Consider the following 26,482-nt stretch of genomic DNA (forward strand, 5'->3'; position numbering starts at 1 on the left):
CAATGGGAGAAGGGAAAAGACAAAACTACTTCCCCTCAAGCGGCTTGAAGGCATCGGCCTTCGCCTGGGCCTGGGCCTTCTGCTCATCCGTCAGTTTTGCCAGGATCGAATCAAGTTCCGCATCGCCGCGGCCGCCCTTTGTGGCCAGGATGTTCCACGTCAACGCTTCAACCGGATCGGCGGGCACGCCCTTGCCGAACGCATAAAGCCTTGCGGCCCGGTTCTGAGCCACCACATTGCCGCGCTTGGCGGAAAGAATGAGCCACTGTGCGCCGATCTTCTCGTTCTGCTGCACGCCTTCGCCGCGGAACACGAGGACGCCATAATCCAGCATCGCATCCGGATTGCCCTTCTCGGCCGCCTGGCCGATGAGGGCCGCGGCCCTGAGCGCATCCTTGGGCACGCCTTGGCCTTCGAGATAGAGCACGCCAAGATTATATTCCGCGCTCACATTGCCCTGATCTGCGGCCTTCTTGAACCAGTCCGCGGCGTTGACGAAATCCGGCGGGTTGCCGAAGCTTCCGGCAGCGATGAGCCCCATGTTGAACTGCGCATCGGGCAGGCCCTGTTCCGCCGCGGCGCGCAAATTGGCTTCGCCCTTGGCATAATCATAGCGGCCGTCATTCTGGTCGAGATAGATCATGCCAAGCGCCAGCTGGGCGCGGGCGTCCTTCTTTTCCGCTGCGCGCGAGAGCCAGATGATGGCGGTGTCGGTGTCAGCTGCGGTGCCCTGGCCCTTGCGGTACATGAGGCCCAGAAGCGTCATGGCCTTCACGTCACCCTTGGCGGCCAAGGCCTGGGCCTCTGGCAGCGCCTGCGCGAAGTTTCCGGCATCATAGGCGCTCTGCAGTTCGTCAATCGTTGCCGCTCCGGCAGGGGTTGCGAGGAGCAGGAGGGCCAGTGCAGCAGTCTTGAGCTTCATGTGGGTCCGAGGCGTTGCGTCAGTGCCGCGACGATGCGGCGCGCATCCTCGGCGCTCTGCCACATTGCATCCGGCGGGCGGATAAAGTCCGGCTTCTGCGGCAGCAATATGTCCAGGGCCTCAAGCTCAACCGGCGTGAAGGCGACGCAGGGGATTTCCATCATGTCAGACCACCAGCGGATGATTGGCTCACCCGCGACGCTCGCGCCATTCTGGTCGAAGGCGATGTAATCGGCCCCGGCCTCTGCTGCCTCCATCGCGAGGTGGCGGGAGCTTGCGGCATAGGCGCCGACGAAACCGGCCTTGCCCATGGCTTGGCGCGCGGCGGCCACCTCTTCCGTGCTGGCGGAGACGTGAACGCCATCGGCCCCGGCGCGGGCCGCATCGCGCGGTTCGCCCGAAACCATAACGGCAACACCCCTCTCTTGAGCAGGTGCTGTCACGTCCTTGGCGAAGATCGGCGAGACGAGAAGGCTCGCCACGTCACCCGCCTCGCAGGCGGCCGCGAGGCACGCGAGCAGGCGGGGCGCCGTGATGGTGTCAGGGGCGACGAGGAAGAGGCGGGTCAGGCAGCCTTCTCCTGCTCAGCGCTCCAGCGGCCGGAGGCGGCCAAGGCGTTCATCTTGGCGCGGTGCGAGAAGGCGCGCTGGCCGGCGGCCACATTTTCCGGCTTGCCTCCCCAGGCCTTCAAGGCATCGGCTTGGAGGGCGCGGCCATAGGAGAAGGTGAGCTTCCACGGAAGGGCCCCCGCGGCATTCATCAACGAGAGATGGGCCGTTGCATCCTCACCTGCCTGGCCGCCGGAGAGGAAGGCGATGCCCGGCACGGCAGCGGGCACTGTGCGCCTCAGAACCTTCAGCGTCTTCTCGGCCACTTCTTCACGGCCGGCCTGGGTGGCGCATTTCTTGCCGGAGATCACCATGTTGGGCTTGAGGATGATGCCTTCGAGTTCGACGCGGGCGTAGAACAGCTGGGAGAAGGTTTCCTTCAGCGCCCATTCGGTGGCTTCCATGCAGCGGTCGATCGAGTGTGCGCCATCCATCAGCACTTCAGGCTCGACCATCGGCACGATGCCGCCCTGCTGGCAGATCGCGGCATAGCGGGCCAAGGCCTGGGCATTGGCGTTGATGGCATTGTAGCTGGGGAGCGTGTCGCTCACGTCGATCACCGCGCGCCACTTGGCAAACTCGGCACCCAGTGCGGCATATTCGGCCACGCGCTCTGCAAGGCCATCGAGGCCTTCGGTGACGGTTTCGCCGGGGCAGAAGGGAAGCGGCTTCGGGCCCTTGTCCAGCTTGATGCCGGGAACCGCGCCCGCAGCCTTGATGACGTCCACCAGCGGCGTGCCGTCCGCTGCCTTCTGGCGCAGCGTCTCGTCGAAAAGGATGACGCCGGAGATATAGCTCTTCATCGCATCGCCGGCGCGGAACAGCATTTCGCGATAGTCGCGGCGGTTGGTGTCCGTCGAGTCGAGCTTGATCGATTCGAAGCGCTTGGTGATGGAGCCCGTGGACTCATCCGCCGCGAGGATGCCCTTGCCCGGGGCTACCATGCGGTTGGCAATGCCGTTCAGCTTCTCGATATTCATTTTGAGACCTCCAAAGCCTTGACGCCGGGCAGTGGCTTGCCCTCGAGCCATTCGAGGAAAGCACCGCCTGCTGTTGAGATGTAAGTAAAATCATGCGCTGCGCCCGCGTGGTTGAGGGCCGCAACCGTGTCACCACCGCCCGCCACGGAAACGAGCTTCCCCGCCTTGGTGCGCGCGGCCGCATGCTTGGCGGCCGCCACCGTCGCCTGGTCGAAAGGTTCGATCTCGAAGGCGCCGAGCGGGCCGTTCCAGACGAGTGTATGCGCATCATCGATTGCCGAGCGGATGCGGTCCACCGACATGGGGCCGACGTCAAGGATCATGCCGTCCGCAGGAATGGCATCCACACCATAATCATGGGAGGGTGCGCCTGCCTTGAACTCGCGTGCGACGATGCCGTCAACGGGCAGAAGGATCGCGCATTTGGCATCTTCCGCCGCCTGCATGATGTGGCGTGCGGTATCGACCAGATCATGCTCGGCCAGTGACTTGCCGACGCTGTATCCGAAGGCCAGGAGGAAAGTGTTGGCCATGGCGCCGCCGATCACCAGCGCATCCACCTTCTTCACCAGATTGCCCAGAAGGTCGAGCTTGGTCGAGACCTTGGCGCCGCCGACAATGGCGATCACCGGGCGCTTCGGCGTTTCGAGCGCCAGCTGCAGGGCCTTCAGCTCCGCCTCCATGGCGCGGCCCGCATAGGCCGGCAGGAGGTGTGCAACGCCCTCGGTGGAGGAGTGGGCGCGGTGCGCAGCGGAGAAGGCATCATTCACATAAATATCGCCGAGCGAGGCGAGGAGCTTCGAAAAGCCCTCATCATTCTTTTCCTCGCCCGCGTGATAGCGGGTGTTTTCCATCAGCACGCATTCGCCCGGCTTCACGTCAACGTCGGGAGCGGATTGCCAGTCGGTGAAGACGAAGCGCACGGGGGACCCGAGGTGCTTCTCAAGCTCCGCCGCAATGGGCTTCAGTGACATCTCCGGCACGACCTTGCCCTTGGGCCGGTCAAAATGCGCAAGCACGATCAGCGCGCCGCCCTTGTGCAGGATTTCGCGCAGGGTGGGGATGATCCGCTCAATGCGGGTGGCGTCCGTCACCTTGCCATGGCTGATGGGAACGTTGAGATCGACCCGGCACAGCACGCGCTTGCCCTTGAGGTCCACGTCATCAAGCGTGCGGAAAGCTGGCATGTTGCGTTCTCCCATCAGAGAAAAATGACGTTTGCCACAAACCCATCTTGCCGTCATGCCAGCGCAGGCTGGCATCCCGCTTTGCTTGCCGCGCATGCTGACACAGAGCGGGACCCCAGCCTTCGCTGGGGTGACGGCGGAGTGGGGGGCTCGGATGACGGCCGAGTGGGGTTGACCACAAGATCATGATCGAATGCTCGTCGTAACCGGCGGCTTTTTCACGCTGTCCGCTGTGATGCCACAAACCCATCTTGCCGTCATGCCAGCGCAGGCTGGCATCCCGCTTTCTGGCCGCCGAAGCGGGACCCCAGCCTTCGCTGGGGTGACGGCGGAAATGGGTTGACCACAAGATCATGATCGAATGCTCGTCGTAACCGGCGGCTTTTTCACGCCGTCCGCTGTGATGCCACAAACCCATCTTGCCGTCATGCCAGCGCAGGCTGGCATCCCGCTGTCCGGCCGCCGAAGCGGGACCCCAGCCTTCGCTGGGGTGACGGCGGAAATGGGGTGACTGCAAGACCATGTTCCGATGCTTGTCCTAACCGGCGGCTTTTACAACAGCGTCTGCCGTGATGCCGAAATGCTCGTAGAGCTGTTCCGCGGGGCCTGAGGCTCCGAAACCGGTCATGCCGATGAAGGTTCCTTCCGTTCCGATAAAGCGGTCCCAGCCCGTACGCACCCCCGCCTCGATGGCGATGCGGATTTTCTCATGGCCCATGAGCTCTGCCTGGTAGGCGGCGTCCTGCTGCGCGAAGTTTTCCATGGAAGGAACGGAGACCACGCGGGTGGGCTTGCCAGCAGCATCGAGCTTCGCTTTCGCCGCAATGGCGATCTCGACTTCCGATCCCGAGGCGAAGATCACGATGTGTGATGCGCCTTCCGCAGGGGCCACGACGTAAGCACCTTTCGCGCAGAGGTTCTCCTCCACGTAGGCGATGCGGGCGGGCTTGAGCTTCTGTCGGGTTAGCGCCAGCACCGAGGGCCTGGTCGCATCTTGGAGGGCTAGCTGCCAGCACTCCGCAGTCTCAACCGCATCGCAGGGGCGGTAAACGGCGAGATTGGGGATGACGCGCAAGGCCGCCATATGCTCCACGGGTTGATGCGTGGGGCCATCCTCGCCGAGGCCGATCGAATCATGCGTCATCACATAGATGACGCGCTGCTGCATGAGGGCGGAGAGGCGGATTGCCGGGCGGCAATAGTCCGTGAAGACCAGGAAGGTGCCGCCATAGGGGATGACGCCGCCATGGAGCGCCAGCCCGTTCATCGCCGCTGCCATGGCATGCTCGCGAATGCCGTAATAGATATAGCGGCCGCCATAATCCGCGGCGTTGAGCGGCTTCAGCTCCTTCGACTTGGTGTTGTTGGAGCCGGTCAGATCCGCGGAGCCGCCCACGGTTTCAGGGACAGCGGCGTTGATCACGTCCAGCGCGTTCTGGGAGGAGTTGCGGGTGGCGAGTGCTGGCGGGTTCTTGGCGAGCTCCTGCTTGTAGCCCGCAATTACCGCATCGAAATTGGCGGGAAGCGTGCCTGCATTGCGGCGGGTGAACTCTTCCTTCTTCGGTGAAGCCGCGAGCCGTGCCGTCCAGGCCGCACGGTCTGCCGCACCGCGGCTTCCGGCCTTGCGCCAGGCGTCGATCAGCTCATTCGGCACCACGAAGGGTTCATAATCCCAGCCCAGCGCCTTGCGGGCTCCGGCGATTTCTTCGGGCCCCAGCGGCGAGCCATGGGCGCCGGAGGTTCCGGATTTGGTGGGCGCGCCGTAGCCGATCACCGTCTTGCAGGCGATGAACACCGGACGGTCGGCATCCTGTGCGGCGGCCAAGGCTGCGGAGATTTCACCGGCATTGTAACCGTCAACGGCGGAGACGGCCCAGCCGGAAGCGGCGAAGCGGGCGATCTGGTTGGTCGAATCCGTCATCGACAGCTTGCCGTCAATGGAAATGCCATTGTCGTCCCACAGGACGATCAGGTTCTTGAGCTTCAGGTGGCCTGCAAGGGTGATCGCCTCCTGGCTGATCCCTTCCATCAGGCAGCCGTCACCCACCAATGCATAGGTCTTGTGGTTGACGATGCCGTCTCCGAAAGCGGCGTTGAGGTGGCGCTCGGCGATGGCGAAGCCCACTGCATTGGCGATGCCTTGGCCCAAGGGCCCCGTCGTCGTTTCGATGCCGGTCGCATGGCCATATTCCGGGTGGCCGGCCGTCCTGGCGCCGAGCTGGCGGAAATTCCTGATGTCATCGATTGTCATGTCGCTGTAGCCCGTCAGATAGAGCAGCGAATACAGCAGCATGGAGCCGTGGCCGGCGGAGAGTATGAAGCGGTCCCGGTCCGGCCAGTGCGGGTCTGAGGCATCGAATTTCAAAAACTGGGTGAACAGCACGGTCGCAATGTCCGCCGTGCCCATGGGAAGGCCCGGGTGGCCGGAGTTGGCCTTTTGCACCGCATCCATGCTGAGCGCACGGATGGCATTGGCCATATGGCGGGTCTGATCGGCGGAATAATGGGTCATTCGACGGGGGTCCCTTGGGCTAGAGGGGGCAAGACGCGGCTCGTGATAACGCCTTGGGCGGTCAAGTCAATGGAACCGTGGCTTGTCCAGGCCTGGACGATGCCATTTCAGGAGCGTTGCACGCAAGCAGCAAACCCCCTATTATGCGTTACGGTAGCAAGCGGGAAATTCTGCAATCTTACCAGAGGCTTTGATGGCAGACATTCACAAACTGGATGAGGCATTTCTCCGCTTTGAAGCAGCGCTTCGGCGGGTGGAGACGGCGGCTGGCCTGAAGGCTGATGGCCGAAAGCGCTTCGAAGAGCTGGAGAGCGAAGCCGAATCCTTGCGGCGTGACCGAACGCGCCTCACGCATGAGCTGGACCTGGTGCGCAACAAGGCAACCGAGCTCGTCGATACCAGCAAGACCGCCGCCGGCAAGATTGACGCGGCAATGTCACGCATCCGTGCAGTACTGCACTCCAACACGCCGGAGTAAGCTTGATGGCGCATGTGATTGTTCAGGTAAATGGCCGGCCCTACACCATGCAATGCCCCGAAGGTGAGGAGCATCACCTGCGTGAACTGGCCGAGCTTCTCGACACGGAAGTGCAGCGGGTCAAGAGCACAGTCGGCAACGTGGGCGACATCCGCATGCTGGTGATGGCGGGGCTGATGGTGGCGGACAGGCTGTCCGAGGCGATCCAGAAAATCCAATCCCTCGAAGAACAGGTGGCGGGCCTGCGCGAGGCGAAGAACGCCGCGCAGGTCGAAACGCTCGAGTTACAGGCTTCATTCGGAGAGCGGCTTGTTGCAGCGTCCCAGCGGCTGGAACATCTGGCTCAGCAATTGGGGAAATAGGGAGTTCCAATTTCCTTCTCTCATGGCTCACGCAACGGGAGAAGGGGAGGACGATGTGCGTGAATGAAGAGGTGACATCCGCCGCTGCCGCACTTAAATAGGACCTCGGCGGGCTGCCCGGTGCGTGAGATGACATTTTTTCCCTGGGGCCGATGCGATTCTAAATGGGAGCTGTCCCTGGGCTTGGCCGTGGCCTTGACCAAACGGCGCCCACCTACAACTGTAGGGACCCGGGATCGTTAGTCACTCTCACGGCCCATGGTGGCTCGCCACGATTTGTTTTTCCGAGGATTCCATGGACATCGCCGAGGTGAAGCGCAAGGCGCGCTCAGCCGCATCGAAGCGCCGGGCGGAGGCCCATGACCAGTTGAAGGACACGGCCGGTGTGGCGCTCGCCGGGCGCGGGCTTCCCGCCGGGCTTCACCTTCAAACCGGGATCGTCTCCGGCTTCATTCCCTACAAGAGCGAAATCACCACGGTGCCGATGATGAACCGGTTGCGGCGCCAGGGCTGGGAGACGTGCCTTCCCATCGTCATCGCGCAGGAGCAGCCGCTGATCTTCCGCGCCTGGGCACCGGGTGACCCGCTGGTGCCCGGCGTGTGGGACATTCCCATGCCACCCGAAACTGCACCTGAGGTTCTGCCCGACGTGCTGCTGGTGCCGATGCTTTCCTTTGACCGGCGTGGCTACCGCCTGGGCTATGGCGGGGGGTTCTACGACAGGACGCTGGAAAAACTCCGTGCACTGAAGAAAGTGGTGGCGATCGGCGTTGCCTATTCCGCGCAGATGGTGGACGAGGTTCCCATCGGCATTCATGACGCGCCGCTGGACTATGTGATGACCGAGCAGGAAACCTTCGCGTGCGGCTGATCTTTCTGGGCGACGTGGTGGGCAGGGCAGGACGGGACGTGGTGTCACGCGAGCTTCCGCTGCTGAAGGCGCGCTACCGCCCCGACCTCGTGGTCGTGAATGGCGAGAATGCGGCGCATGGCTTCGGCATCACCGAGGAGATCTTCCTGGGCTTCCTCGCCGCGGGTGCGGATGTGGTGACGCTCGGCAACCATTCCTTCGACCAGCGCGAGGCGCTAATCTTCATCGAGCGCTACCCGAACCTGCTGCGCCCGGTGAACTGGCCTGCAGGCTGCCCGGGGCGGGGCTCAGCGCTTGTGGATACGCCTCAGGGACAGCGCGTGCTGGTGATGCAGGCCATGGGCCGGGTGATGATCGAGCCGATGCTGGATGATCCGTTTCCGGCCGTGGACCGCGAACTCGAAGCCTGCCCCATGGGCCAGGCTTGTGACGCGGTGCTGATCGATTTTCATGCCGAAGCGACGTCTGAGAAAATGGCCTTCGGTCATTTCTGCGATGGCCGCGCCAGCCTCGTGACCGGCACCCACACCCATGTGCCGACGGCCGACCACCAGATCCTGCCGGGCGGCACGGCCTATCTCACCGATGCCGGCATGTGCGGGGATTTCGACTCCGTGATCGGCATGGAGAAGACCGAGCCGCTGCAGCGCTTCCTGAGGAAGCTTCCCGTCGAACGCATGCGCCCGGCGGAGGGCCCGGCCACACTCTGCGGCGTGGCGGTGGAAACGGATGACCGCACGGGCAAGGCGGTGATGATCGCACCCTTGCGCGTGGGCGGGCGGCTGTCCCCGGCGGATGTCGCGGCCTGGGAAGGCTGAGCGGCGCGGCAGCCTTCATGGCGCCGTCATCAAGCCGGTCTTAGCTCCCGGCTCCGTTCAACCCAGGGAGACTGCTATGCGTGGATTCACATTCTTGCTTGCTGCAACGGCCCTTTCGGGCTTCAGCCTTGCCGCACAGGCGGGCGAACTGTCCTTCACGCCGGTGGGCGTTCCGGCCGATGATGCGGCCAAGCGCGAGATGGTCGTCTCCGGCGCCGCCACAATGGACGGCGCAGCGGTGACGCCTGCCTATCATGTGATGTTCCGCTCCGGCGACGCGCTGGGCGGCAATGTCTTCGGCCAGATTCTCGACAAGGCGGGCAAGCCCCTGGATCAGGGCGGATATGCCGCCTCCAACGCGCCTGATTTCACCTCGCTGCTCAACGTCAATGGCAAGATCTATTCGATTACCCATTTCGAGACACTGCCCGGTGCCATGTATCTGAGCGAGCTCACCCAGGATGCGGATGGCAATCTGACGCCGGTCTCGACGAAGCCCATTGATTTCAGCGCCGTTGGCGGCTTGTGGAACCCGTGTGCGGGCGTGGCCACGGCATGGGGCACGCATCTCGGCTCCGAGGAATATCCGCAGGATGCCCGCAAGCTGCAAACGGCCACGGCGGTTTCAGATTTTGCCGATGACGAGGTGCTGGATATGGCGCGCTGGTCCGGGCTCGACCCCGCGACGATGACGCTGGAACAGTACCGCGCGGCGATCAACCCCTATCTCTTCGGCTTTGCCACCGAAGTCTCGGTGAACGAAACGGGTGAGCCCACGGTTGCCAAGCATTTCGCCATGGGCCGCGTTTCCGTCGAGCTTGCCAATGTGATGCCCGACAAGAAGACCGCCTATATCTCGGATGACGGCACCAATGTGGGGCTGTTCCGCTTCGTCGCCGACAAGGAGGGGGACCTCTCCGCAGGCTCGCTCTACGCCGCGAAATGGGTGCAGACGTCAGACGAAAACGGCGGCGCCGCGAACGTCGAATGGGTTGATCTTGGCCACGCCGATGATGCCACCGTGCGCGCCGCGGTGGAAAAAGGCATTACCTTCTCAGACCTGTTCGAGGCGGCCGATTTCGCCGCGGACGGCACCTGCCCTGAAGGTTTCAGCTCCTCCAATGCCGAAGGCAATGCGGAATGCCTGAAGGTGAAGGAGGGGATGGAGCTGCTTGCTTCGCGCCTCGAAACCCGCCGCTTCGCCTCGATGCTGGGTGCGACCACCGAGTTCCGCAAGATGGAAGGCTCCGCCCTCGATCCGGACAGCAGGACCCTGTTCCTCGCCATGTCGGAAGTGGGCAAGGGCATGCTGGACAATGACGAGAAGGCGGACAAGGGCGGCCGCAACGACATTCGCGTGGCGAAGAACTCTTGTGGTGCCGTCTATGGGTTAACACTCGACGAGAGCTTTACCGCAACCTCGATCAAGGCCGTCATCAGCGGCAAGCCCACCAAATATGATGCTGCCAGCCCCTATGCCGGCCAGACCTGCGATGTGGACGGGATCGCGAACCCGGACAACATCACCTTCCTTTCGGGTTACAATACGCTGGTGATCGCCGAAGATACTGGTGAAGGCCACCAGAACGATGCGATCTGGGCACTCGACATGGGCACCGGCAAGCTGAACCGAATCGCCACAACGCCCTATGGCGCAGAAGCGACCTCGGTGGACTGGTATCCGAATCTCAACGGACACGCCTATCTCGTCGCGGTGGTGCAACACCCTTACGCCGAGTCCGATGAAGACAAGTTGACGGACAAGGCTGATGCCCGCGGCTATGTGGGCTACATCGGGCCGTTCCCCGCGGCGAAGTAAGGCAAGGTCAATCCAACGACGTCATCCCGGCGATTGCCGGGGTGACGAACCTTTGGTTCGGGTTGCGCTCAGGATGTCGCCTCCCTGCCTCATCCCTCCCGTCAGGAGTGCATATCCTTCTGGTCGATCCCTCCCCATGACTCAATTTCCGCGTTGCCAATAGAAAAACTCTAGTGACGCGCCGCAAAAAGCCGGTAGTATCTTTTGCAGCGCTTATAAAAAAACGGGCCGGGCCGGCGTTCCGCACAGGGTTGCGAGCAGCGTCATCTCTCCGAGAAAAAGCGTAGAAATGGGGAGGAATTCAGACGCAACACCATGTGCCTCAGGGCGCGTGGGGGCCGGCATGCATCCTCCCTTGACCATCACACGCCGGAACAACCGGCCCTCTGGAGGACGCTCTTACATGAAGAAATTCGCTACCTTGTTCGGTGTGGCTCTCATGGCCGGATCAGCGCTCTGCGCGGTCAAGGCCTATGCCGCCGACGATCTCACCATCACCTCCTGGGGCGGTGCCTATCAGGAAAGCCAGCGCAACGCCTTCTTCAAGCCCTTCATCGATGCGGGCAACAAGGTGACGGAAGCCGAGTACAACGGCGAAATCGCCAAGATCCGCGCCATGGTCGAAGCCAAGGCCGTGACCTGGGACGTGGTCGACGTTGACACCCAGACCGCGCTTGCCGGCTGCGCCGAAGGTACCTTCGAGACCATCGACTGGGCCAAGCTCGGCCTCGACAAGTCCAAGTTCATCGGCGGCGACGTGACGGAATGCGCCGTGCCGAACATCCTCTATTCGACGGTGGCTGCCTATGACACCACCAAGACCAAGGATCCGGCCAACCTCTTCGAGGCGCTGTTCGACACCGCCAAATATCCGGGCAAGCGCGCCCTGCAGAAGAGCCCCTTCGTCAATCTCGAATGGGCGCTGATGGCGGATGGCGTGGCGCCGGAAGACGTCTACAAGGTGCTCGGCACCGAAGAGGGCGTAACCCGCGCCTTCAAGAAGCTCGACACCATCAAGAAGGACGTCGTCTGGTGGGAATCGGGCGCCCAGGGCCCGCAGCTTCTGGCCGACGGCCAGGTGGTGTTCGCCACCTCGTGGAATGGCCGCTTCTACAGCGCCATCAAGACCGACAAGAAGCCCTTCAAGATCATCTGGGACCATCAGGCTCCGGATTGGGACTGGTGGGCAATTCCCAAGGGCACGCCGAAGCTGGATGGCGCTTACCGCTTCATCACCTTCGCGTCGCAGCCGCAGCTGATGGCTGACCAGACCAAGTGGATCTCCTACGGCCCGGCCAACAAGGACTCGGCCCCGCTGATCGACCCGGCCATCCTGCCGGACCTGCCGTCGGCTCCCGACAACCTCAAGACTGTGTTCTATCCGGACCCGCAGTTCTGGGGTGACAAGGGCGACGAGCTGCGCGAGCGCTTCAACGCCTGGCTTGCCCAGTAAGCAATCCACAGCCGCGGGGAGGGGGGTTCCTCCTCCTCCCCGCCTTGTCATTTTCTTTCGCATCGGGGTTTCGACATGGCCATGGCTCATGCACTTCCGGCCGACGGCGTGATGCGCGCCGCGGACGGTACTCCGCTCAAGACGGCGCTGGCACGGGCCGAACGGCGCGAAAGGCTGAAGGCGCTGGCTCTGGTGCTGCCGCTCTTTGCCTTCATCATCTTCTCCTTCGTGCTGCCCATTATTCTGATGCTCTACAATGCCGTCTATGATCCGGACGTCGCTGAGAACATGCCGCAGACCGTGGTGGCGCTCAAAGGCTGGGACGGCAAGGAACTGCCCTCGGAAGAGGTGTTCGCCGCCTTCGTGGCTGATATGAAGCTGGCCCAGACCAACAAGCAGGCTGCGCTCATCGGCAAGCGCCTCAACTATGAAATGTCCGGTATCCGCTCCAAGGTCGTCGCCACTGGCCGCAAGGTGGGCGCTCTCGAGCAGCCGCCCTACCGCGACGCCGTCATCGCCATCGACAAGGTGTGGGCCAATCCCGATACCTGGGCCACCATCAAGCGCTCATCCTCGAATTATACGCCGTTCTACATCCTTTCCATGCTCGACCTCCGGCAAAGCCCGGATGGTTCTGTCGAGCAGGTGCCGGCTGACCGCGCCATCTACAAGAGCATCCTCGTGCGCACGCTGGGCATCTCGCTGCTGGTTACCGTGCTCACCCTGGTGCTTGGCTATCCCGTGGCCTATCTGCTGGCCACTTCGCCGCAGAAGACGGCGTCGATCCTGATGATCTTCGTATTGCTGCCGTTCTGGACATCGCTGCTCGTGCGCACCACCGCCTGGATGGTGCTGATGACCGATGGCGGCGTGTTCGCCGGGCTCATGCATTTCACCGGCATCACCTGGTTCCTCAACCTTGTCGGCGTGCTCAACGGCGAACCGCAGCTGTTCAAGACGCGCTTTGCCACCATCGTGGCGATGACCCACATTCAATTGCCTTTCACGCTGCTGCCGATCTATTCGGTGATGAAGACAATCTCGCCCAATTACATGCGCGCCGCGAAGTCGCTGGGCGGCACGCCGTTCTATTCCTTCCTGCGAGTCTACATGCCGCAGACGCTGCCTGGCGTCGCCGCAGGCTGCCTGCTCACCTTCATCCTGTGCCTCGGCTATTACATCACGCCGGCGCTCGTCGGCGGCCCGACGGACCAGATGGTCTCAGGCTTCATCGAGCGCGCCATCAACTCCGAAAACAACTGGGGCAAGGCATCGGCACTGGGCGTCATCCTGCTCACCGCCACGCTCATCCTCTATTATGTCTACAACAAGCTGGTCGGCATCGACCGCATGAAGCTGGGTTAACGCCATGGCCGTTCCGTCCTACTTCACCCGCGGGGAGACCGTTGCCTATTATGCGTTGCGCGTGTTCGTGGCGCTGGTGCTGCTGTTCCTGATTGCGCCCATCCTGTCGGTGATGCCGCTGTCTTTCAATTCGGAGAGCTTCTTCACCTATCCGATGCCGGGCTTTTCGCTGAAATGGTATGACGACTTCTTCTTCAATCCGCGCTGGACGGGTGCGGTGAGGATGAGCTTCTTGGTCGCCATCGCGACCACCGTCCTGGCCACGGCGCTTGGCACGCTCGCAGCACTCGGCCTGGCGCGGACGAATTTCCCGGCCAAGGCCACTATCATGGCGGTGCTGATCTCGCCGATGATCGTGCCCGTCATCATCTCCGCCGTGGGCATGTTCAAGTTCTATGCGATGCTCGATCTCGTGGGCACGCGCATCGGCATCATCCTGGCGCATACGGCCCTGGCCACGCCCTTCGTGGTGATCACGGTCACCGCCACGCTTTCGAGCTTCGACAAGACGCTGATGCGGGCGGGAGCATCCTGCGGGGCGCCGCCGCATACGGTGTTCTTCAAGGTGGTGATGCCGCTGATTCTGCCCGGCATGATTTCGGGCGCGCTGTTTGCTTTCGTCACCTCCTTCGACGAAGTGGTGGTGGTCTTGTTCCTCGCAAGCCCGGAGGACCGGACACTTCCCCTGCAGATGTTCTCAGGCATCCGCGAAATGATCTCGCCCACCATCACGGCGGCCGCCACCGTTCTGGTGCTGATCTCGACGGCACTGCTCATTACGGTCGAACTTCTGCGGCGCAGGTCCGAGCGGTTGCGCGGGGTGCAGATCTGACCGCCCGGCAGTTGGTTGCGTTTTCCGCTCCGGCATAAGATACCGGAGCCATGTCCGACCATCACGATCACGCCGGCCACGAACATGGCCATTCGCACTCGCATGCGCATGCGCCTGCCTCCTTTGGCCGGGCCTTCGCCATTGGCACGGTGCTGAACCTCGGCTTCGTCGCCGTGGAAGTGGTCTATGGCTTTCTCAGCAACTCGGTGGCCCTGCTGGCCGATGCCGGGCACAACCTCAGCGATGCGCTTGGCCTCGTCATGGCGTGGGTTGCTTATGTGCTGGCGCGCCGGCTGCCGAGCAGGGGATATACGTTCGGACTGGGCAAGAGCTCGATCCTGGCCGCGCTGTTCAATGCGGTGCTGCTGCTGGTGGCGGTGGGCGGAATCGGCTGGGAGGCGATCCAGCGGCTGTTCCACCCGGAGCCCGTCGCGGCCGGCATGGTGATGGTGGTGGCGGCGGTCGGCATTCTCATCAATGGCGCAACTGCCATGCTCTTCATTTCCGGCCGCAAGGGCGACCTCAACATCCATGCCGCCTTCATGCACATGATTGCGGATGTAGCTGTGTCCGCGGGCGTGGTCGTGGCCGGGCTTGTCATCCTTTATACGGGCTGGCTATGGGTTGACCCGGCCATGAGCATGATCGTCAACATCGCGATCCTCTGGGCAACATGGGGCATTCTGCGGCAGTCCCTCACCATGGCGTTGATGGGTGTTCCCAGTTCCGTGGATCTTGCGAAGGTACAGGCGTTTCTCAAAGCCCTGCCGGGCGTGGCTGAAGTGCATGACCTTCACGTCTGGCCACTGTCGACAACGGAGACAGCCCTCTCCTGCCACCTGGTCATGCCGGGAGGCCACCCGGGAGACCATTTTCTTCTCACCGCCACGGAGGAGCTGAAGGAACATTTCGGTATCGGCCACCCGACCTTCCAGGTGGAACTTGACCAGGGGCTAGCCTGCCCCTTTGCGCCGGATGAGGTGGTCTGAGCCTAGCGCGCGGCGCGGCGCTTGGTGCGGCGGGTGGGCTCGTCCTTCTGGGACAGGGCCGCGAGTTCATCCATATGGGCCAGCGCATCGCCCAACCGCTGGGCGGCAATCGCGTCTTCCGTCCCTGCGAGGGCGGCATCTCCGCTTTCCAGCGCCTGGGCGGCCTTGGCAGACATGTCAGACAGGGTGGAAATGGCGGCGAAAAGCCTGCCTGAAGGCGCCCGTTCCATGATCGAGCCAAGTTTCCGCAGGGAGGCCGCTGCCGCTGTTCCGGACAGGCCTTCGGCGGCAAAACACAGCTCTTCGATCATTCCAGGGACCCGCTTCATTCTCACGCACTCCATACGCCACTCACGCGCAGAGCTTCGCCGGGGGAGACTTAAAGGGCGGTTAAGCGGCTTGTTTCGGGCGGCGCTGCCTGTTTATAAGTCGCGCCTGAGAAATGCTTCACTCCGACTTTCGAGGGTTCCATGGCCGGCCATTCACAATTCAAGAACATCATGCACCGCAAGGGCAAGCAGGACGCGGTGCGCGCCAAGGCCTTCTCCAAGCTGTCGCGCGAAATCACCGTGGCCGCCAAGGCTGGCCTTCCCGACCCTGATGCCAATGCCCGCCTGCGCCTCGCCATCCAGAACGCGCGCGCCGAAAGCATGCCCAAGGACAATATCGAGCGCGCCATCAAGAAGGCGATCGGCGGCGATGCCGAGAACTATGACAATGTGCGCTACGAAGGTTATGGCCCGGGTGGTGTTGCCGTCATCGTCGAGGCCTTGACCGACAACCGGAACCGGACGGCATCCAATGTTCGCTCCCTGTTTACCAAGTTCGGCGGAAATCTGGGCGAGTCGGGATCGGTGGCCTTCATGTTCACGCGCGTGGGCGAGATCGTCTATCCGGCCGCCAAGGCCACCAGCGACGGCATGCTGGAAGCCGCGATCGATGCCGGCGCCGACGACGTGGTCTCGGACGAGGCCGGCCACACTGTCACCTGCGCCTTCGAATCGATTGGCGAAGTGTCCTCGGCGCTCGCCAAGGCCTTTGGCGAAGCCACCTCCGTCAAGATCGTGTGGAAACCTCAGACAATGGCCCCCGTCGATTTCGAGAAGGCTGAAAGCCTGATGAAGCTCGTCGACTCGCTGGACGAGGATGACGACGTGCAGGTGGTGTTCTCCAACGCCGACATTCCGGAAGATGTGTTGGCGAAGCTTAACGGGGAATGATGTGCTAGTTTCTGACGATGGTCAGAATCATCGGCATTGACCCCGGCCTGCGCAACACGGGGTGGGGGGTGATCTCGCAGGAGGGAACGAAGCTCTCTTACGTGGCCGACGGGGCGCTGCATTCGGATGCGGCCTTGTCCCTGGCGGAGAGATTGTTGCAGCTCCATGCGCAGCTGATGGATGTGTTTCGCGAATTCCAGCCGGATGAGGCGGCGGTGGAGGAGACTTTCGTCAACACCGATGCGCGCGCGACGCTGAAGCTTGGCCAAGCGCGGGGCGTGCTCATGCTGGCGCCTGCCATGCTGAAATTGCCGGTTTCCGAATATGCGCCCAATACGGTGAAGAAAGCGGTGGTGGGTGCAGGCCATGCGGAGAAGGCCCAGGTGAAGCATATGGTGAAACTGCTGCTGCCCAAGGCCCGCATGCGCACGGCGGATTCAACCGATGCGCTGGCGGTGGCCATTTGCCATGCGCATTACCGCGGCTCGCAGCGGCTGGCCGATATACTGGCGCGTTCTTGACTTGTTCCGGTACTCCGTTTAGCAGAGGCTGACAGAGGGCGCCCCATGATTGCAAAACTCAAAGGCCGGATCGATGCCGCGGGCGCCGACTGGCTGGTGATTGACGTGAATGGCGTTGGCTATCACGTCTCCTGCTCATCCAAGACGCTTTCCGCACTCGGCAGTCCCGGCGGCTTCGCGGAGGTCCACACGGAAATGCTCGTGAGCCAGGACATGATCCGCCTCGTGGGCTTTGCCACGGTGGAGGAGCGGGAGTGGTTCCGCCTGCTGCAGTCCGTGCAGGGCGTGGGCACCAAGGTGGCGCTGGCCATTCTCTCAACCCTCTCCACCTCCGAAATCGGGAACGCAATTGCGCTGCAGGACAAGGCGATGATCGGGCGGGCCAATGGCGTGGGCAAGAAGCTCGCGGAGCGCATCGTGCTGGAGCTGAAGGACAAGGCCCCGGCCTATGCCCCCCTCTCTTCCGATCTCGGAAGGCTTGCCGCCGAGCTTGACGCGCCACGCCCCACGGCGGCGACTGATGCGGTGTCTGCGCTGGTCAATCTCGGTTACGCCCAGGCGCAGGCGGGGGCCGCCGTTTCCGCTGCGATGCGGAAGGCGGGAGATGATCAGCCCACGGAGAAACTGATCCGCCTGGCGCTGAAGGAACTGGCGCTGGCATGAACAATCCCCTGCGCGAGCCAGAGAAGACGCCGGAAGATGCGATTGACACGCATCTCCGTCCGCAGCGGCTTGAGGAGTTCATCGGCCAGTCCAAGGCCAAGCAGAACCTGCGCATCTTCATCGAGGCGGCAAAGGCCCGGGGCGAGGCTCTGGACCATGTGCTGTTTGCAGGCCCGCCCGGCCTTGGCAAAACCACGCTGGCGCAGATCATGTCCCGTGAGCTGGGCGTCAATTTCAAGGCCACCTCCGGCCCCATCATCGCCAAGGCGGGGGATCTTGCAGCCCTTCTCACCAATCTCGAAGAGCGCGATGTGCTGTTCATCGACGAGATCCACCGGCTCAATCCGGCGGTGGAAGAAGTGCTCTACCCAGCGATGGAGGACTTCCAGCTCGACCTGATCATCGGCGAAGGTCCCGCCGCGCGCTCGGTGAAGATCGATCTTGCAAAATTCACGCTGGTGGGCGCCACCACCCGCACCGGGCTTCTGACCACGCCCCTGCGGGACCGTTTCGGCATTCCGGTGCGGCTCGACTTTTACAATGAGGACGAGCTACTGGAAATCGTGAAGCGGGGAGCCCGGGTGATGCAGATCGGCATCACGGGGGATGGCGCGCTCGAGATTGCCCGCCGCGCGCGCGGAACCCCGCGTATCGCCGGCAGGCTTCTCCGCCGCGTGCGGGATTTTGCCGCCGTGGCGCGCGCCGAGGTGATTGACGTGACGCTTGCGGACCGGGCGCTCTCTGCGCTGGATGTGGATGCCAAGGGCCTCGATGCACTCGACCACCGCTATCTCAAGTGCATTGCCCTCAATTTCGGCGGCGGCCCAGTGGGGATCGACACGATTGCGGCGTCCCTCTCCGAAGCACGCGATGCGCTGGAAGACATTGTGGAGCCCTATCTGCTGCAGATGGGCTTTCTCAACCGCACCCCGCGCGGGCGGCTTTTGACGCCCCATGCCTTCCGCCATATGGGCTTTGCCGTGCCGCAGCGGCCGGAGATCATGCAAGGGGTGCTGCCGCTGGACGAGAGCGATGGCTGAGGCCTGGCCAGACCTTGCCGGGCGGCTGAAGGGTGACGTGCACGTTCTTCCCGTGCGCGTCTATTTCGAGGATACGGATGCGGGCGGCGTCGTCTACCACGCGCGCTACGTGGCGTTCTGCGAGCGGGCCCGGTCTGACTGCCTCAGGCTTCTGGGCATTCACCAATCCCGGTTCGACGGGCTCAATTTCGTGGTCCGCCGCATGGTTTGCGATTTTCTCAAGCCAGCCCGGCTGGATGACCTGCTCGAAATCGAAACCCGCTTCATTGACATGGGCGGGGCACGCGTCGAGATCGGGCAGGAGGTGATGCTGAATGGCAACAGCTTGTTCCGCGCTCACGTCACGGTGGCCCTGGTGGATGGTACGGGCCGGCCCAGGCGGCTGCCTGAAAACATGGCGGAGTGCTTCCGCAGATTCTCCAAATCCTGAATCGTAACAAAGCCTTAACCATAGCCGATTCATGTGATTGCGAACGCCGCCCGGTGGGGCGGGGTGCTGCGGAGCCATGAGGGCAGAAAGCCCGAATCGCCGCAGTTTCGACAGATTTGGGCTGTTTGCACGGGCTTCTCCCGAAATTGGGGCAGTGCGGGAAACGCCGGGCCGGCTCAGGCAGGGGCCACCGGCGGTGATGGAAGGACAGGATGATAGCATTTGCAGTGACGGCGGTACCGGCAGGCGAACTCTCGCTTTTGCACCTGTTTTATCAGGCAGGCTGGATCGTCAAGGCCGTTATGGTCGGGCTGGCCGCAGCATCGGTGTGGTGTTGGGCCATCATCATCGAGAAGTTCTTCGCGGTCCGCAAAATGAACGCGGCCAATGACCGTTTCGAACAGTATTTCTGGTCCGGCCAATCGCTGGAGGATTTGTTCCTGGCGATGGGAAACCGCAACAACATCGGCCTTGCCGCCATCTTCATGTCCGCCATGCGGGAATGGAAGCGGAGCCAGGATGCGGCCTTGCGGGCGGGCTTCCAGGGTGTTCAGCGGCGCATCGAGAAGGTGATGGACGTGCAGATCCAGAAGGAGATGCATGACCTCGAGGCGCGGCTGCTGTTCCTCGCGACTACCGGCTCCGCTGCGCCCTTCGTGGGCCTCTTCGGCACGGTGTGGGGCATCATGGTGTCGTTCCAGGCCATTGCGAACTCGCAGAATACCTCGCTCAGCGTTGTGGCGCCGGGCATTGCCGAGGCGCTGTTCGCCACGGCGATCGGCCTCGTTGCCGCCATACCTGCGACAATCTTCTACAATATGTACTCCGCCGACGCGGGGAAGATCGGTGCCAGGCTCGAGAATTTCGCGGATGAATTCTCCGCCATCATCTCCCGCCAGCTAGACGAACGGGTGTAAGGCATGGGTGCTTCAGCAGGGGGCGCAAGAGGCGGTTACCAGCGGCGCAACGCCAGACGGCGGTCTTCCGCCGGGGTGATGAGCGAGATCAACGTGACGCCGCTCGTCGACGTGATGCTTGTGCTGCTGATTGTGTTCATGGTGGCGGCACCGCTGATGACGGTGGGCGTGCCCATCGACCTTCCCAAGACGGATGCCAAGCCGCTGAACAGCCAAGTTGAGCCCCTGTCGGTTTCGATCAGGCCCGACGGCTCGATCTATCTCATGGAACAGGCGATGACGATGCCGGAGCTCACGCAGAAGCTCGCGGCACTCTATGGCGTGGACCCGGACAAGGAAATTCGCGTGCGCGGTGACTTGGCCGCCACCTATGGCCCGATTGCCGAAGTGCTGGGCGCCATCAACAATGCGGGCTTCAAGAAGATCGGGCTCGAGACATTGCCGGGTGCGGGAGCAGCGCCCGCAGCACCTGCGCCAGCGCCGGCACAAACGCCGGGCCTTACCGAGCCTGGGCAGAACTAGCGATGAAGCGGAGCCTCGTTGCATCAATCAGCTTTCACGTGGCGATCCTCGCCGCGGCGCTGGTGGTGCTGCCGAAGCCCAAGTTCGAGCCCATGCCGGTTGAGGCGATCACCGTCGACATTTCCAACATCGCGGATGCCAACAAGCTGATGGCTACTGCGAAGGATGCGCCTGACAAGGTTGAAAAGCCTGCCCCCAAGAAGGCCGAGATCGTCAAGAAAACAGACGAGACGCTGAAGGTGGCCGAAAAGGAAGTGACCACCGCCAAAGAGGCGAAGGCCCCGCCGCCACCGCCCCCTGAGCCTAAGCCGCAGCCCGTCAAGGAAGAGCCCAAGAAGGCCGAGGAGCCGCCGCCGCCCGACCCCAATGCCATGGCCGATCTTCTGAAGAAGGTCGAGGAGCCAAAGCCCGAGCCTCCCAAGGAGCAGCCGAAGAAGGTTGAGGAAGCGCCGAAGCCCATCAAGAAACCGGAGAAGAAGCCCGAGAAGAAGGTAGCGAAGCTTGACACCACGAAGCTCGAGCAGCTGCTTAACACCGACGCGCTCCTCAACAAGGAAAACGACGAGAAGACAACGAATGCCGCCGACACCGCTGTTGACGGCAAGCCCACCGCGGGCGAGCGCAACCTGCAGGGCAAGGACCAGACTCTTTCCGCCACGACGATTGCCGCCTTCGTGCAGAAGATCCGCGAGTGCTGGGTGATCCCGCCCGGCGCGCGCGAGGCCGACATCTCGGTCAAAGTGCATATTCTGCTGAATGAGGACGGCTCGGTTGCGGGCGAGCCCGAAGTGATGAACGGGCCTGGCGATTTCTTGTTCGACACCACCGCGCGCTCAACGGTAGCGGCCATTCTCGGCTGCCAGAATTACGACTTCCTTCCAAAGGATCAGTATGATGTATGGAAGGACCTAGTCTTGAAGTTCAACCCCAACATGTTCGCTGATGCCACTGCCACGCAGTGACGGCCAAACGGATCACGCCCAACTCATGACCCTGACCGATTTCCCTCTTCATCACCTGCGCCGCATTCTCGCGGGCGTGTTCGTGGCGCTCGCCCTGTTCGGCCTGCAGAACGCCGCGCTTGCGCAGACCGAAATCGACATCACCGGCGGGCGCATCGATCCGCTGCCGATTGCCATCGCGCCCTTCCTCGCGGGCGGCGGGGCCGAGGAAACCGCCGCAACGATTTCGGCCGTCATCACCAATGACCTGGGCCGTTCGGGCTATTTCGCCCCGCTGGACCCGGCCACCTTCATCGAGAAGATCACCAGCTTCGAGCAGCCACCCAATTTCGCCTCCTGGCGGCAGATCCAGTCCAAGGCGCTGGTGACGGGCCAAGCCTTCATGGATGGCGGCAAGATGCGCGTTGAGTTCCGGCTGTGGGACGTGAACACGACGAAGCAGCTGGCTGCACAGCAGTTCACCACGTCGCCTAAGAACGCGCGGCGCATCGGCCACATGATTTCGGACATCATCTACAAGTCGATGACCGGCATTGATGGCTATTTCGACACGCGCGTGGTGTTCGTGGCCGAGGAGGGCCCGAAAGACAAGCGCGTGAAGCGCCTCACCATCATGGACCAGGACGGCTTCAACGCGCGCCCGCTGACGGATGGCAAGGACCTGGTGCTGACACCGCGCTTTTCGCCCTCGACCAACGAGATCACCTACATGAGCTTCGGCAATGCCGAGCCCCGCGTCTATCTCATGAACATCGACACCAAGCAGCGCGAGATCGTGGGACAGTTTCCCAACATGAGCTTCGCGCCGCGCTTTTCGCCGGATGGCCAGCGCGTGATCATGAGCCTTCAGGACGGCGGCAATTCCAACATCTTCGAGCTTGACCTGCGCTCGCGCCAGCTGCGCCAGCTCACCAATGTGCCGGCCATCAACACGGCACCCTGCTATTCGCCGGATGGCACCATGATCGCCTTCGAGTCTGACCGCGGCGGCACGCAGCAGATTTACGTGATGAGTGCAGACGGCTCCAACCAGAACCGCATCAGCTTCGGCAACGGCCGCTATTCGACGCCGGTATGGTCCCCGGACGGGCAGTATATTGCTTTCACCAAGCAGGCCTCCGGCAAGTTCGCAATCGGCGTGATGAAGCCGGACGGCTCGGGCGAGCGCATTCTCACGGAAGGCTACCACAATGAGGGCCCCACCTGGGCGCCCAACAGCCGTGTGGTGATGTTCTTCCGCGATACGCAGGGAGAAAGCGGCGGCCCGCAACTCTGGTCGGTGGACATCACCGGCTACAATGAACAGCGCGTGCCAATCCAGGGCTTCGGCTCGGATCCAGCCTGGTCGCCCAAACTCAACTGAGGGCGAGGGGGCACAACACGATTCGGGGCCGGGGGGCTCATCGGAGCGGCGGCCTGCTGCAGGGGATGCAGAGGCCGCTTCAGGACCACGATCAAACGGGAAGTACGACATGAACAGACGTGAGAGTTTCAAGATGGCCGCGGGGATGGCCGCATTGCTGGCACTGAGTGCCTGCGCCAAGAAGAAGACGGACCTGGCGGCGGGCAACGGCCCCGGTGCCGCCGCGGTGCCCGGTTCCGAACAGGACTTCACGGTGAATGTGGGAGACCGCGTGTTCTTCCTCGAGGACCAGTCGACGCTGACGCCCGAAGCGCAGGAAACGCTGCGCCGCCAGGCCGCCTGGCTGCAGAAATACCCCCCGGTGACGGTGCAGGTCGAAGGCCATGCCGACGAGCGCGGCACGCGTGAATACAACATTGCACTGTCCGCCCGCCGCGCCACGGCGACGCGCGAGTTCCTGATTGCACAAGGCGTGACGGCATCGCGCATTTCCTCCATCGCCTATGGCAAGGAACGTCCGGCCGCCCTGTGCGACGCCGAGCAGTGCTGGTCCCAGAACCGCCGTGCCGTGACGGTCATCACCGGCGGCGCGCGGACGTCGTAAAGGGCGAGAGGAATCAGGTCCTTCCCCGTTGCGCGCGGGGGAGGCGGCTTTCCGTAGACGGTCAGGGAATGTTAACCCTGTTGCATCAGAGTGCTCGATGTGTAAGTCCCTGCGCCGGGACTTCGATCGTTTTCATATCGGCCGGCAGAGCGGGCCCCGGTACAAGGAGTGGGTAGATGATTTCTCGATTGGCGAGCCTCAAGTTCATTGCAGTGCTGAGCTGCTTCCTGGCGCTTGCCGCGTGTTCGAAGAAAAATACACCCGACCTCAACGCCGGTACGGGCCCGGGGGCTGCTGCCGCGCCGGGTTCCGAGCAGGACTTTACGGTGAATGTCGGAGACCGCGTGTTCTTCCTCGAGGACCAGTCGACGCTGACACCCGAAGCCCAGGAGACGCTGCGCCGCCAGTCCGCCTGGCTCAACAAGTACCCGCGCGTGACGGTGCAGGTTGAAGGCCACGCCGACGAGCGTGGCACGCGTGAATACAATATCGCACTCTCCGCCCGCCGCGCCACGGCCGCCCGCGAGTTCCTGATTTCTCAGGGTGTTACAGCGTCCCGCATCTCGTCCATCGCCTATGGCAAGGAGCGCCCGGCTGCGCTTTGCGATGCCGAACAATGCTGGTCGCAGAACCGGCGCGCTGTCACCGTCATCACGGGTGGTGCCAACTAGCAACGGCCATGATCTGACTGCGGTTTGCCGTTTTTGCAGCCTCAATTTTACCGTGATTCCGGTTCAACTCCCGGGGCTGACAAGAACAATCCGCCCCAATAGGGCCATTGGGTGTTGATCATGCTGAAATTCTTGAAATCCTCCGTTGCCGCCGCCGCCCTCATCGGGGTCGGACTGGTCACTCCCGCAATGGCACAGAGCGCTTCCGAAGTTGCCGTGCGCATGCAGCAGCTCGAAGAGCAGGTTCGCCAGCTGACGGGCCAGGTGGAGCAACTGTCCTTCGAAGTGAAGCAGATGCGCGCCCAGGGTGGCGCTGCCGCCATTCCGCAGCAGAGCGGTGCGGCCCAGCCCTTGAAGCCCGCCGCCAGCATTGCCGCCGTGGCAGAGCCGGAGCCACCCAAGCCGTCCGAGCAGAAGCGCCTTGCCGCTGCCTCCGCCGGCGCACCGATCCCCGACAGCAATGATGTTGAAGTCATCGCGCAGCAGCCACTGGCCGCTGCCGGTGAGGCGCCCGCCATTCCCCAGCCGGCACAGGACGTGCCCGGCATTCCCTCCGGCGCCAAGGTATTCGGCGCCATCGACAATGCCGCTGCACAACCCGATGACGGCGGCTTCCAGGGCAAGGTTCTGGTGCCGCCCTCCCAGCAGGAGCCGGGGGATGAGCCCTATGTGCAGCCGCAGCAGGGCGGCGTTGCGCCCCAGCCCTCTGCCGGGGCTGACTCGATCGAAACGGTTTCGCTTTCGCCCGATGCCCAGACGGAGACGCCGGAATCGCTCTATGAGCGTTCCAACGAGAGCCTGCTGCGCCGCCAGTTCGGCGATGCCGAATCGGGCTTCGCCACGTTCCTGCAGAAATATCCCGATCACAGCCTCGCGGGCAGTGCCCAATATTGGCTGGGCGAGACCTATTATGCGCAGAGTGATTTCAAGCGCGCCGCCGCCAATTTCCTCCAGGGCTACAAGAAATACCCGAAGAGCCGCCGCGCGCCCGACAGCCTGTTGAAGCTTGGCATTTCGCTGAACCGGCTCGGGCAGGATGAGCAGGCCTGTGCCGCTTTTGCCGCGGTCAGCAGCGAATATCCGAAGGCGGTGGATGCCCGCAAGCGCGCCCAGGCCGAAGGCAAGCGTGCCGGCTGCGCCTCCTGAGATCAGGGCTGATTTTTCCGCCCTTTCGGCTGAGCAGCATGTGGCGCTCGCCGTATCCGGGGGCTCCGATTCGACCGCATTGATGCATCTTGTTGTCGCCTGGGCCCGGACCAATCATCCGGGCCTTCGGCTTTCCGTTCTCACCGTTGACCACAGTTTGCGGGCCGGCTCTGCCGGTGAGGCGCTGCAGGTCAAAGCCTGGGCGGAGAGGCTCGGCCTCGTCCACGGCACCCTGTTGTGGGATGTGACGCCCAAGCCTGCCACCGGACTTCAGGCCAGGGCACGGGGCGCGCGCTATAATCTGATGGCCGCATGGTGCCGCGCCCATGGGGCAGGGGCGCTGCTGACGGCCCATACGCTTGATGACCAGGCCGAGACCGTGCTGATGCGGCTGGCGCGCACGGCAAGCCCTGACAGCCTGGCCGGCATCCGCCCGCGGGGCGCTTGGAACGGGCTGCCGCTGCTGCGCCCGCTTCTTCATGCAAGGCGTGAGGCACTGCGCCAGTATCTGCTGACCCTGGGCCAGGACTGGGTGGAAGACCCAAGCAATGCCGACCCGCGCTTTGAGCGGGTGAGGGTTCGGCAGTCCCTTGCGCTTTCGGGGGCGGGCGTTGTCACCCGTGAGCGGCTGGCAGCTTTGGCGGATGCGAGTGCACGCACATCCGCCCTGCTGGAGCGGCTCACGAGGCGCTGGATCGGCCTGTGGCTGCGGGAGGAGGCGGCCGGGATCTGCCATGTTCCCCGTTCCGCCTTCGAGGGACTGCCCGCAGCACTTCAGGAGCGCATTCTCGCCCGGATCATTACCCACTACGGCGGGGGCGGCCTTTTGCCCGAACCGCAGGAGCTGCGGCGTCTCGTCCACTGGGCGGCCTCGGATGAGGGACCGATGCGCCGCACGCTGGCGGGCGCGCTCATCGGGCGGCGGAAGTCCGGCTTCTGGGTGACCCGGGAAGCATCCCGCGTCGATGCCGCGCCGCTGACCGTGCCGGGCACCGGAAAAGCCTTGTGGGACGGGCGTTTTCTGGTCGATGCGGCCCCCGGCGCCACGGTTGCGCCTGCGGGGGTCCGCCAGCCGGGGCTGGGACCGGAGGTGCCGGTCTATGCCAAACGGGCCTACCCCTGGGTCGAATCGCCCGCCGGAGCTGCGAAACCGGTGCAGATCCGCTTTCTTCGGCTCGCAAAGGCCTAGGAACACAATTACACAAAGGGTGTTCTTGGAAATATCTT

The 26,482-nt window shown here is 63.2% G+C and carries 29 protein-coding genes and 1 other RNA gene; 23 read left to right on the plus strand and 7 right to left on the minus strand.

Annotated elements, in window-relative coordinates; translation table 11 throughout:
- Positions 1-25: 25 nt before the first annotated feature.
- The 6 genes from ACO06F_RS17385 to tkt all read right to left on the minus strand — a co-directional run bounded on the left by ACO06F_RS17385 (position 26) and on the right by tkt (position 6,209).
- Entirely contained in the window at positions 26-922 is an 897-nt protein-coding gene (locus tag ACO06F_RS17385) for a tetratricopeptide repeat protein (protein ID WP_421693990.1), read from the minus strand.
- A complete protein-coding gene (locus ACO06F_RS17390; RefSeq protein WP_421693991.1) occupies positions 919-1,404 on the minus strand; it encodes a thiamine phosphate synthase in 486 nt (161 codons plus the stop codon). The genes ACO06F_RS17385 and ACO06F_RS17390 overlap by 4 nt, the downstream gene beginning before the upstream one ends.
- Positions 1,405-1,487: 83 nt before the next feature.
- Entirely contained in the window at positions 1,488-2,510 is a 1,023-nt protein-coding gene (locus tag ACO06F_RS17395) for a class I fructose-bisphosphate aldolase (RefSeq protein ID WP_421693992.1), read from the minus strand.
- A complete protein-coding gene (locus tag ACO06F_RS17400; protein ID WP_421693993.1) occupies positions 2,507-3,697 on the minus strand; it encodes a phosphoglycerate kinase in 1,191 nt (396 codons plus the stop codon). Before ACO06F_RS17400 ends, ACO06F_RS17395 begins: the two co-directional genes overlap by 4 nt.
- Complete coding sequence (locus ACO06F_RS17405; protein WP_421693994.1) at positions 3,675-4,220, minus strand: hypothetical protein; 546 nt, start codon at positions 4,218-4,220, stop codon at positions 3,675-3,677. The genes ACO06F_RS17400 and ACO06F_RS17405 overlap by 23 nt, the downstream gene beginning before the upstream one ends.
- Before the next feature lie 15 nt (positions 4,221-4,235).
- Complete coding sequence (tkt, locus tag ACO06F_RS17410; protein ID WP_421693995.1) at positions 4,236-6,209, minus strand: transketolase; 1,974 nt, start codon at positions 6,207-6,209, stop codon at positions 4,236-4,238.
- Between the two features lie 193 nt (positions 6,210-6,402).
- Between tkt and ACO06F_RS17415 the strand changes: the two genes are divergently transcribed.
- The 10 genes from ACO06F_RS17415 to ACO06F_RS17460 all read left to right on the plus strand — a co-directional run bounded on the left by ACO06F_RS17415 (position 6,403) and on the right by ACO06F_RS17460 (position 15,196).
- Positions 6,403-6,687: a DUF4164 family protein gene (locus ACO06F_RS17415; RefSeq protein ID WP_421693996.1), complete on the plus strand. Its 285-nt coding sequence runs from the start codon at positions 6,403-6,405 to the stop codon at positions 6,685-6,687.
- 5 nt (positions 6,688-6,692) lie between these two features.
- Positions 6,693-7,049: a cell division protein ZapA gene (locus ACO06F_RS17420; protein WP_421693997.1), complete on the plus strand. Its 357-nt coding sequence runs from the start codon at positions 6,693-6,695 to the stop codon at positions 7,047-7,049.
- A gap of 107 nt (positions 7,050-7,156) precedes the next feature.
- Positions 7,157-7,321: non-coding RNA, 6S RNA (ssrS, locus tag ACO06F_RS17425), on the plus strand.
- Positions 7,322-7,344: 23 nt separating this feature from the next.
- Complete coding sequence (locus ACO06F_RS17430; protein ID WP_421693998.1) at positions 7,345-7,920, plus strand: 5-formyltetrahydrofolate cyclo-ligase; 576 nt, start codon at positions 7,345-7,347, stop codon at positions 7,918-7,920.
- Positions 7,911-8,738 carry a TIGR00282 family metallophosphoesterase gene (locus ACO06F_RS17435; protein ID WP_421693999.1) on the plus strand — a complete coding sequence of 276 codons (828 nt, stop codon included), beginning with the start codon at positions 7,911-7,913 and terminating at the stop codon, positions 8,736-8,738. The genes ACO06F_RS17430 and ACO06F_RS17435 overlap by 10 nt, the downstream gene beginning before the upstream one ends.
- Positions 8,739-8,814: 76 nt before the next feature.
- The gene (locus ACO06F_RS17440; protein ID WP_421694000.1) at positions 8,815-10,557 is read left to right on the plus strand and encodes a PhoX family protein; all 1,743 of its coding nucleotides are present in this window, start codon (positions 8,815-8,817) and stop codon (positions 10,555-10,557) included.
- A gap of 403 nt (positions 10,558-10,960) precedes the next feature.
- Positions 10,961-12,010 (plus strand): ABC transporter substrate-binding protein, encoded by a 1,050-nt coding sequence (locus ACO06F_RS17445; protein ID WP_421694001.1) that lies wholly within the window; start codon positions 10,961-10,963, stop codon positions 12,008-12,010.
- A 75-nt stretch (positions 12,011-12,085) separates the two neighbouring features.
- Positions 12,086-13,375: an ABC transporter permease gene (locus ACO06F_RS17450; protein ID WP_421694002.1), complete on the plus strand. Its 1,290-nt coding sequence runs from the start codon at positions 12,086-12,088 to the stop codon at positions 13,373-13,375.
- A gap of 4 nt (positions 13,376-13,379) precedes the next feature.
- Positions 13,380-14,207 (plus strand): ABC transporter permease, encoded by an 828-nt coding sequence (locus tag ACO06F_RS17455; RefSeq protein WP_421694003.1) that lies wholly within the window; start codon positions 13,380-13,382, stop codon positions 14,205-14,207.
- Between the two features lie 50 nt (positions 14,208-14,257).
- On the plus strand, positions 14,258-15,196 hold the full coding sequence (locus ACO06F_RS17460) for a cation diffusion facilitator family transporter (RefSeq protein ID WP_421694004.1): 939 nt from the start codon (positions 14,258-14,260) through the stop codon (positions 15,194-15,196).
- 2 nt (positions 15,197-15,198) lie between these two features.
- Here the strand turns inward: ACO06F_RS17460 and ACO06F_RS17465 are convergent, their stop codons facing one another.
- Entirely contained in the window at positions 15,199-15,525 is a 327-nt protein-coding gene (locus tag ACO06F_RS17465; protein WP_421694005.1) for a hypothetical protein, read from the minus strand.
- A 141-nt stretch (positions 15,526-15,666) separates the two neighbouring features.
- Here ACO06F_RS17465 and ACO06F_RS17470 point away from each other — a divergent pair, with 141 nt between their 5' ends.
- The 13 genes from ACO06F_RS17470 to tilS all read left to right on the plus strand — a co-directional run bounded on the left by ACO06F_RS17470 (position 15,667) and on the right by tilS (position 26,444).
- Positions 15,667-16,416, plus strand: coding sequence for a YebC/PmpR family DNA-binding transcriptional regulator (locus ACO06F_RS17470; RefSeq protein ID WP_421694006.1), 750 nt, complete (start codon positions 15,667-15,669; stop codon positions 16,414-16,416).
- 17 nt (positions 16,417-16,433) lie between these two features.
- Entirely contained in the window at positions 16,434-16,937 is a 504-nt protein-coding gene (ruvC, locus tag ACO06F_RS17475) for a crossover junction endodeoxyribonuclease RuvC (protein ID WP_421694007.1), read from the plus strand.
- A 45-nt stretch (positions 16,938-16,982) separates the two neighbouring features.
- A complete protein-coding gene (gene ruvA / locus ACO06F_RS17480; protein ID WP_421694008.1) occupies positions 16,983-17,600 on the plus strand; it encodes a Holliday junction branch migration protein RuvA in 618 nt (205 codons plus the stop codon).
- Entirely contained in the window at positions 17,597-18,640 is a 1,044-nt protein-coding gene (ruvB, locus tag ACO06F_RS17485; RefSeq protein ID WP_421694009.1) for a Holliday junction branch migration DNA helicase RuvB, read from the plus strand. Before ruvA ends, ruvB begins: the two co-directional genes overlap by 4 nt.
- Positions 18,633-19,070 carry a tol-pal system-associated acyl-CoA thioesterase gene (gene ybgC, locus ACO06F_RS17490; protein WP_421694010.1) on the plus strand — a complete coding sequence of 146 codons (438 nt, stop codon included), beginning with the start codon at positions 18,633-18,635 and terminating at the stop codon, positions 19,068-19,070. Before ruvB ends, ybgC begins: the two co-directional genes overlap by 8 nt.
- A 212-nt stretch (positions 19,071-19,282) precedes the next feature.
- Positions 19,283-19,987: a protein TolQ gene (tolQ, locus tag ACO06F_RS17495; protein WP_421694011.1), complete on the plus strand. Its 705-nt coding sequence runs from the start codon at positions 19,283-19,285 to the stop codon at positions 19,985-19,987.
- Between the two features lie 78 nt (positions 19,988-20,065).
- Positions 20,066-20,509, plus strand: coding sequence for an ExbD/TolR family protein (locus ACO06F_RS17500; RefSeq protein ID WP_421694012.1), 444 nt, complete (start codon positions 20,066-20,068; stop codon positions 20,507-20,509).
- A gap of 2 nt (positions 20,510-20,511) precedes the next feature.
- Positions 20,512-21,471, plus strand: a complete 960-nt coding sequence (locus ACO06F_RS17505; protein ID WP_421694013.1) for an energy transducer TonB — start codon at positions 20,512-20,514, stop codon at positions 21,469-21,471.
- A 25-nt stretch (positions 21,472-21,496) separates the two neighbouring features.
- Entirely contained in the window at positions 21,497-22,834 is a 1,338-nt protein-coding gene (gene tolB, locus ACO06F_RS17510; RefSeq protein ID WP_421694014.1) for a Tol-Pal system beta propeller repeat protein TolB, read from the plus strand.
- Positions 22,835-22,943: 109 nt separating this feature from the next.
- Positions 22,944-23,438, plus strand: a complete 495-nt coding sequence (pal, locus tag ACO06F_RS17515) for a peptidoglycan-associated lipoprotein Pal (RefSeq protein ID WP_421694015.1) — start codon at positions 22,944-22,946, stop codon at positions 23,436-23,438.
- Positions 23,439-23,614: 176 nt separating this feature from the next.
- Positions 23,615-24,109 (plus strand): peptidoglycan-associated lipoprotein Pal, encoded by a 495-nt coding sequence (gene pal, locus ACO06F_RS17520; RefSeq protein WP_421694016.1) that lies wholly within the window; start codon positions 23,615-23,617, stop codon positions 24,107-24,109.
- Positions 24,110-24,229: 120 nt separating this feature from the next.
- Positions 24,230-25,255, plus strand: a complete 1,026-nt coding sequence (gene ybgF, locus ACO06F_RS17525) for a tol-pal system protein YbgF (RefSeq protein WP_421694017.1) — start codon at positions 24,230-24,232, stop codon at positions 25,253-25,255.
- Positions 25,236-26,444 (plus strand): tRNA lysidine(34) synthetase TilS, encoded by a 1,209-nt coding sequence (gene tilS / locus ACO06F_RS17530; RefSeq protein WP_421694018.1) that lies wholly within the window; start codon positions 25,236-25,238, stop codon positions 26,442-26,444. The genes ybgF and tilS overlap by 20 nt, the downstream gene beginning before the upstream one ends.
- The last annotated feature ends 38 nt before the right edge of the window (positions 26,445-26,482 follow it).

Source organism: Aestuariivirga sp. (genome assembly GCF_965227715.1).
Classification (GTDB): Bacteria; Pseudomonadota; Alphaproteobacteria; order Rhizobiales; family Aestuariivirgaceae; genus Aestuariivirga.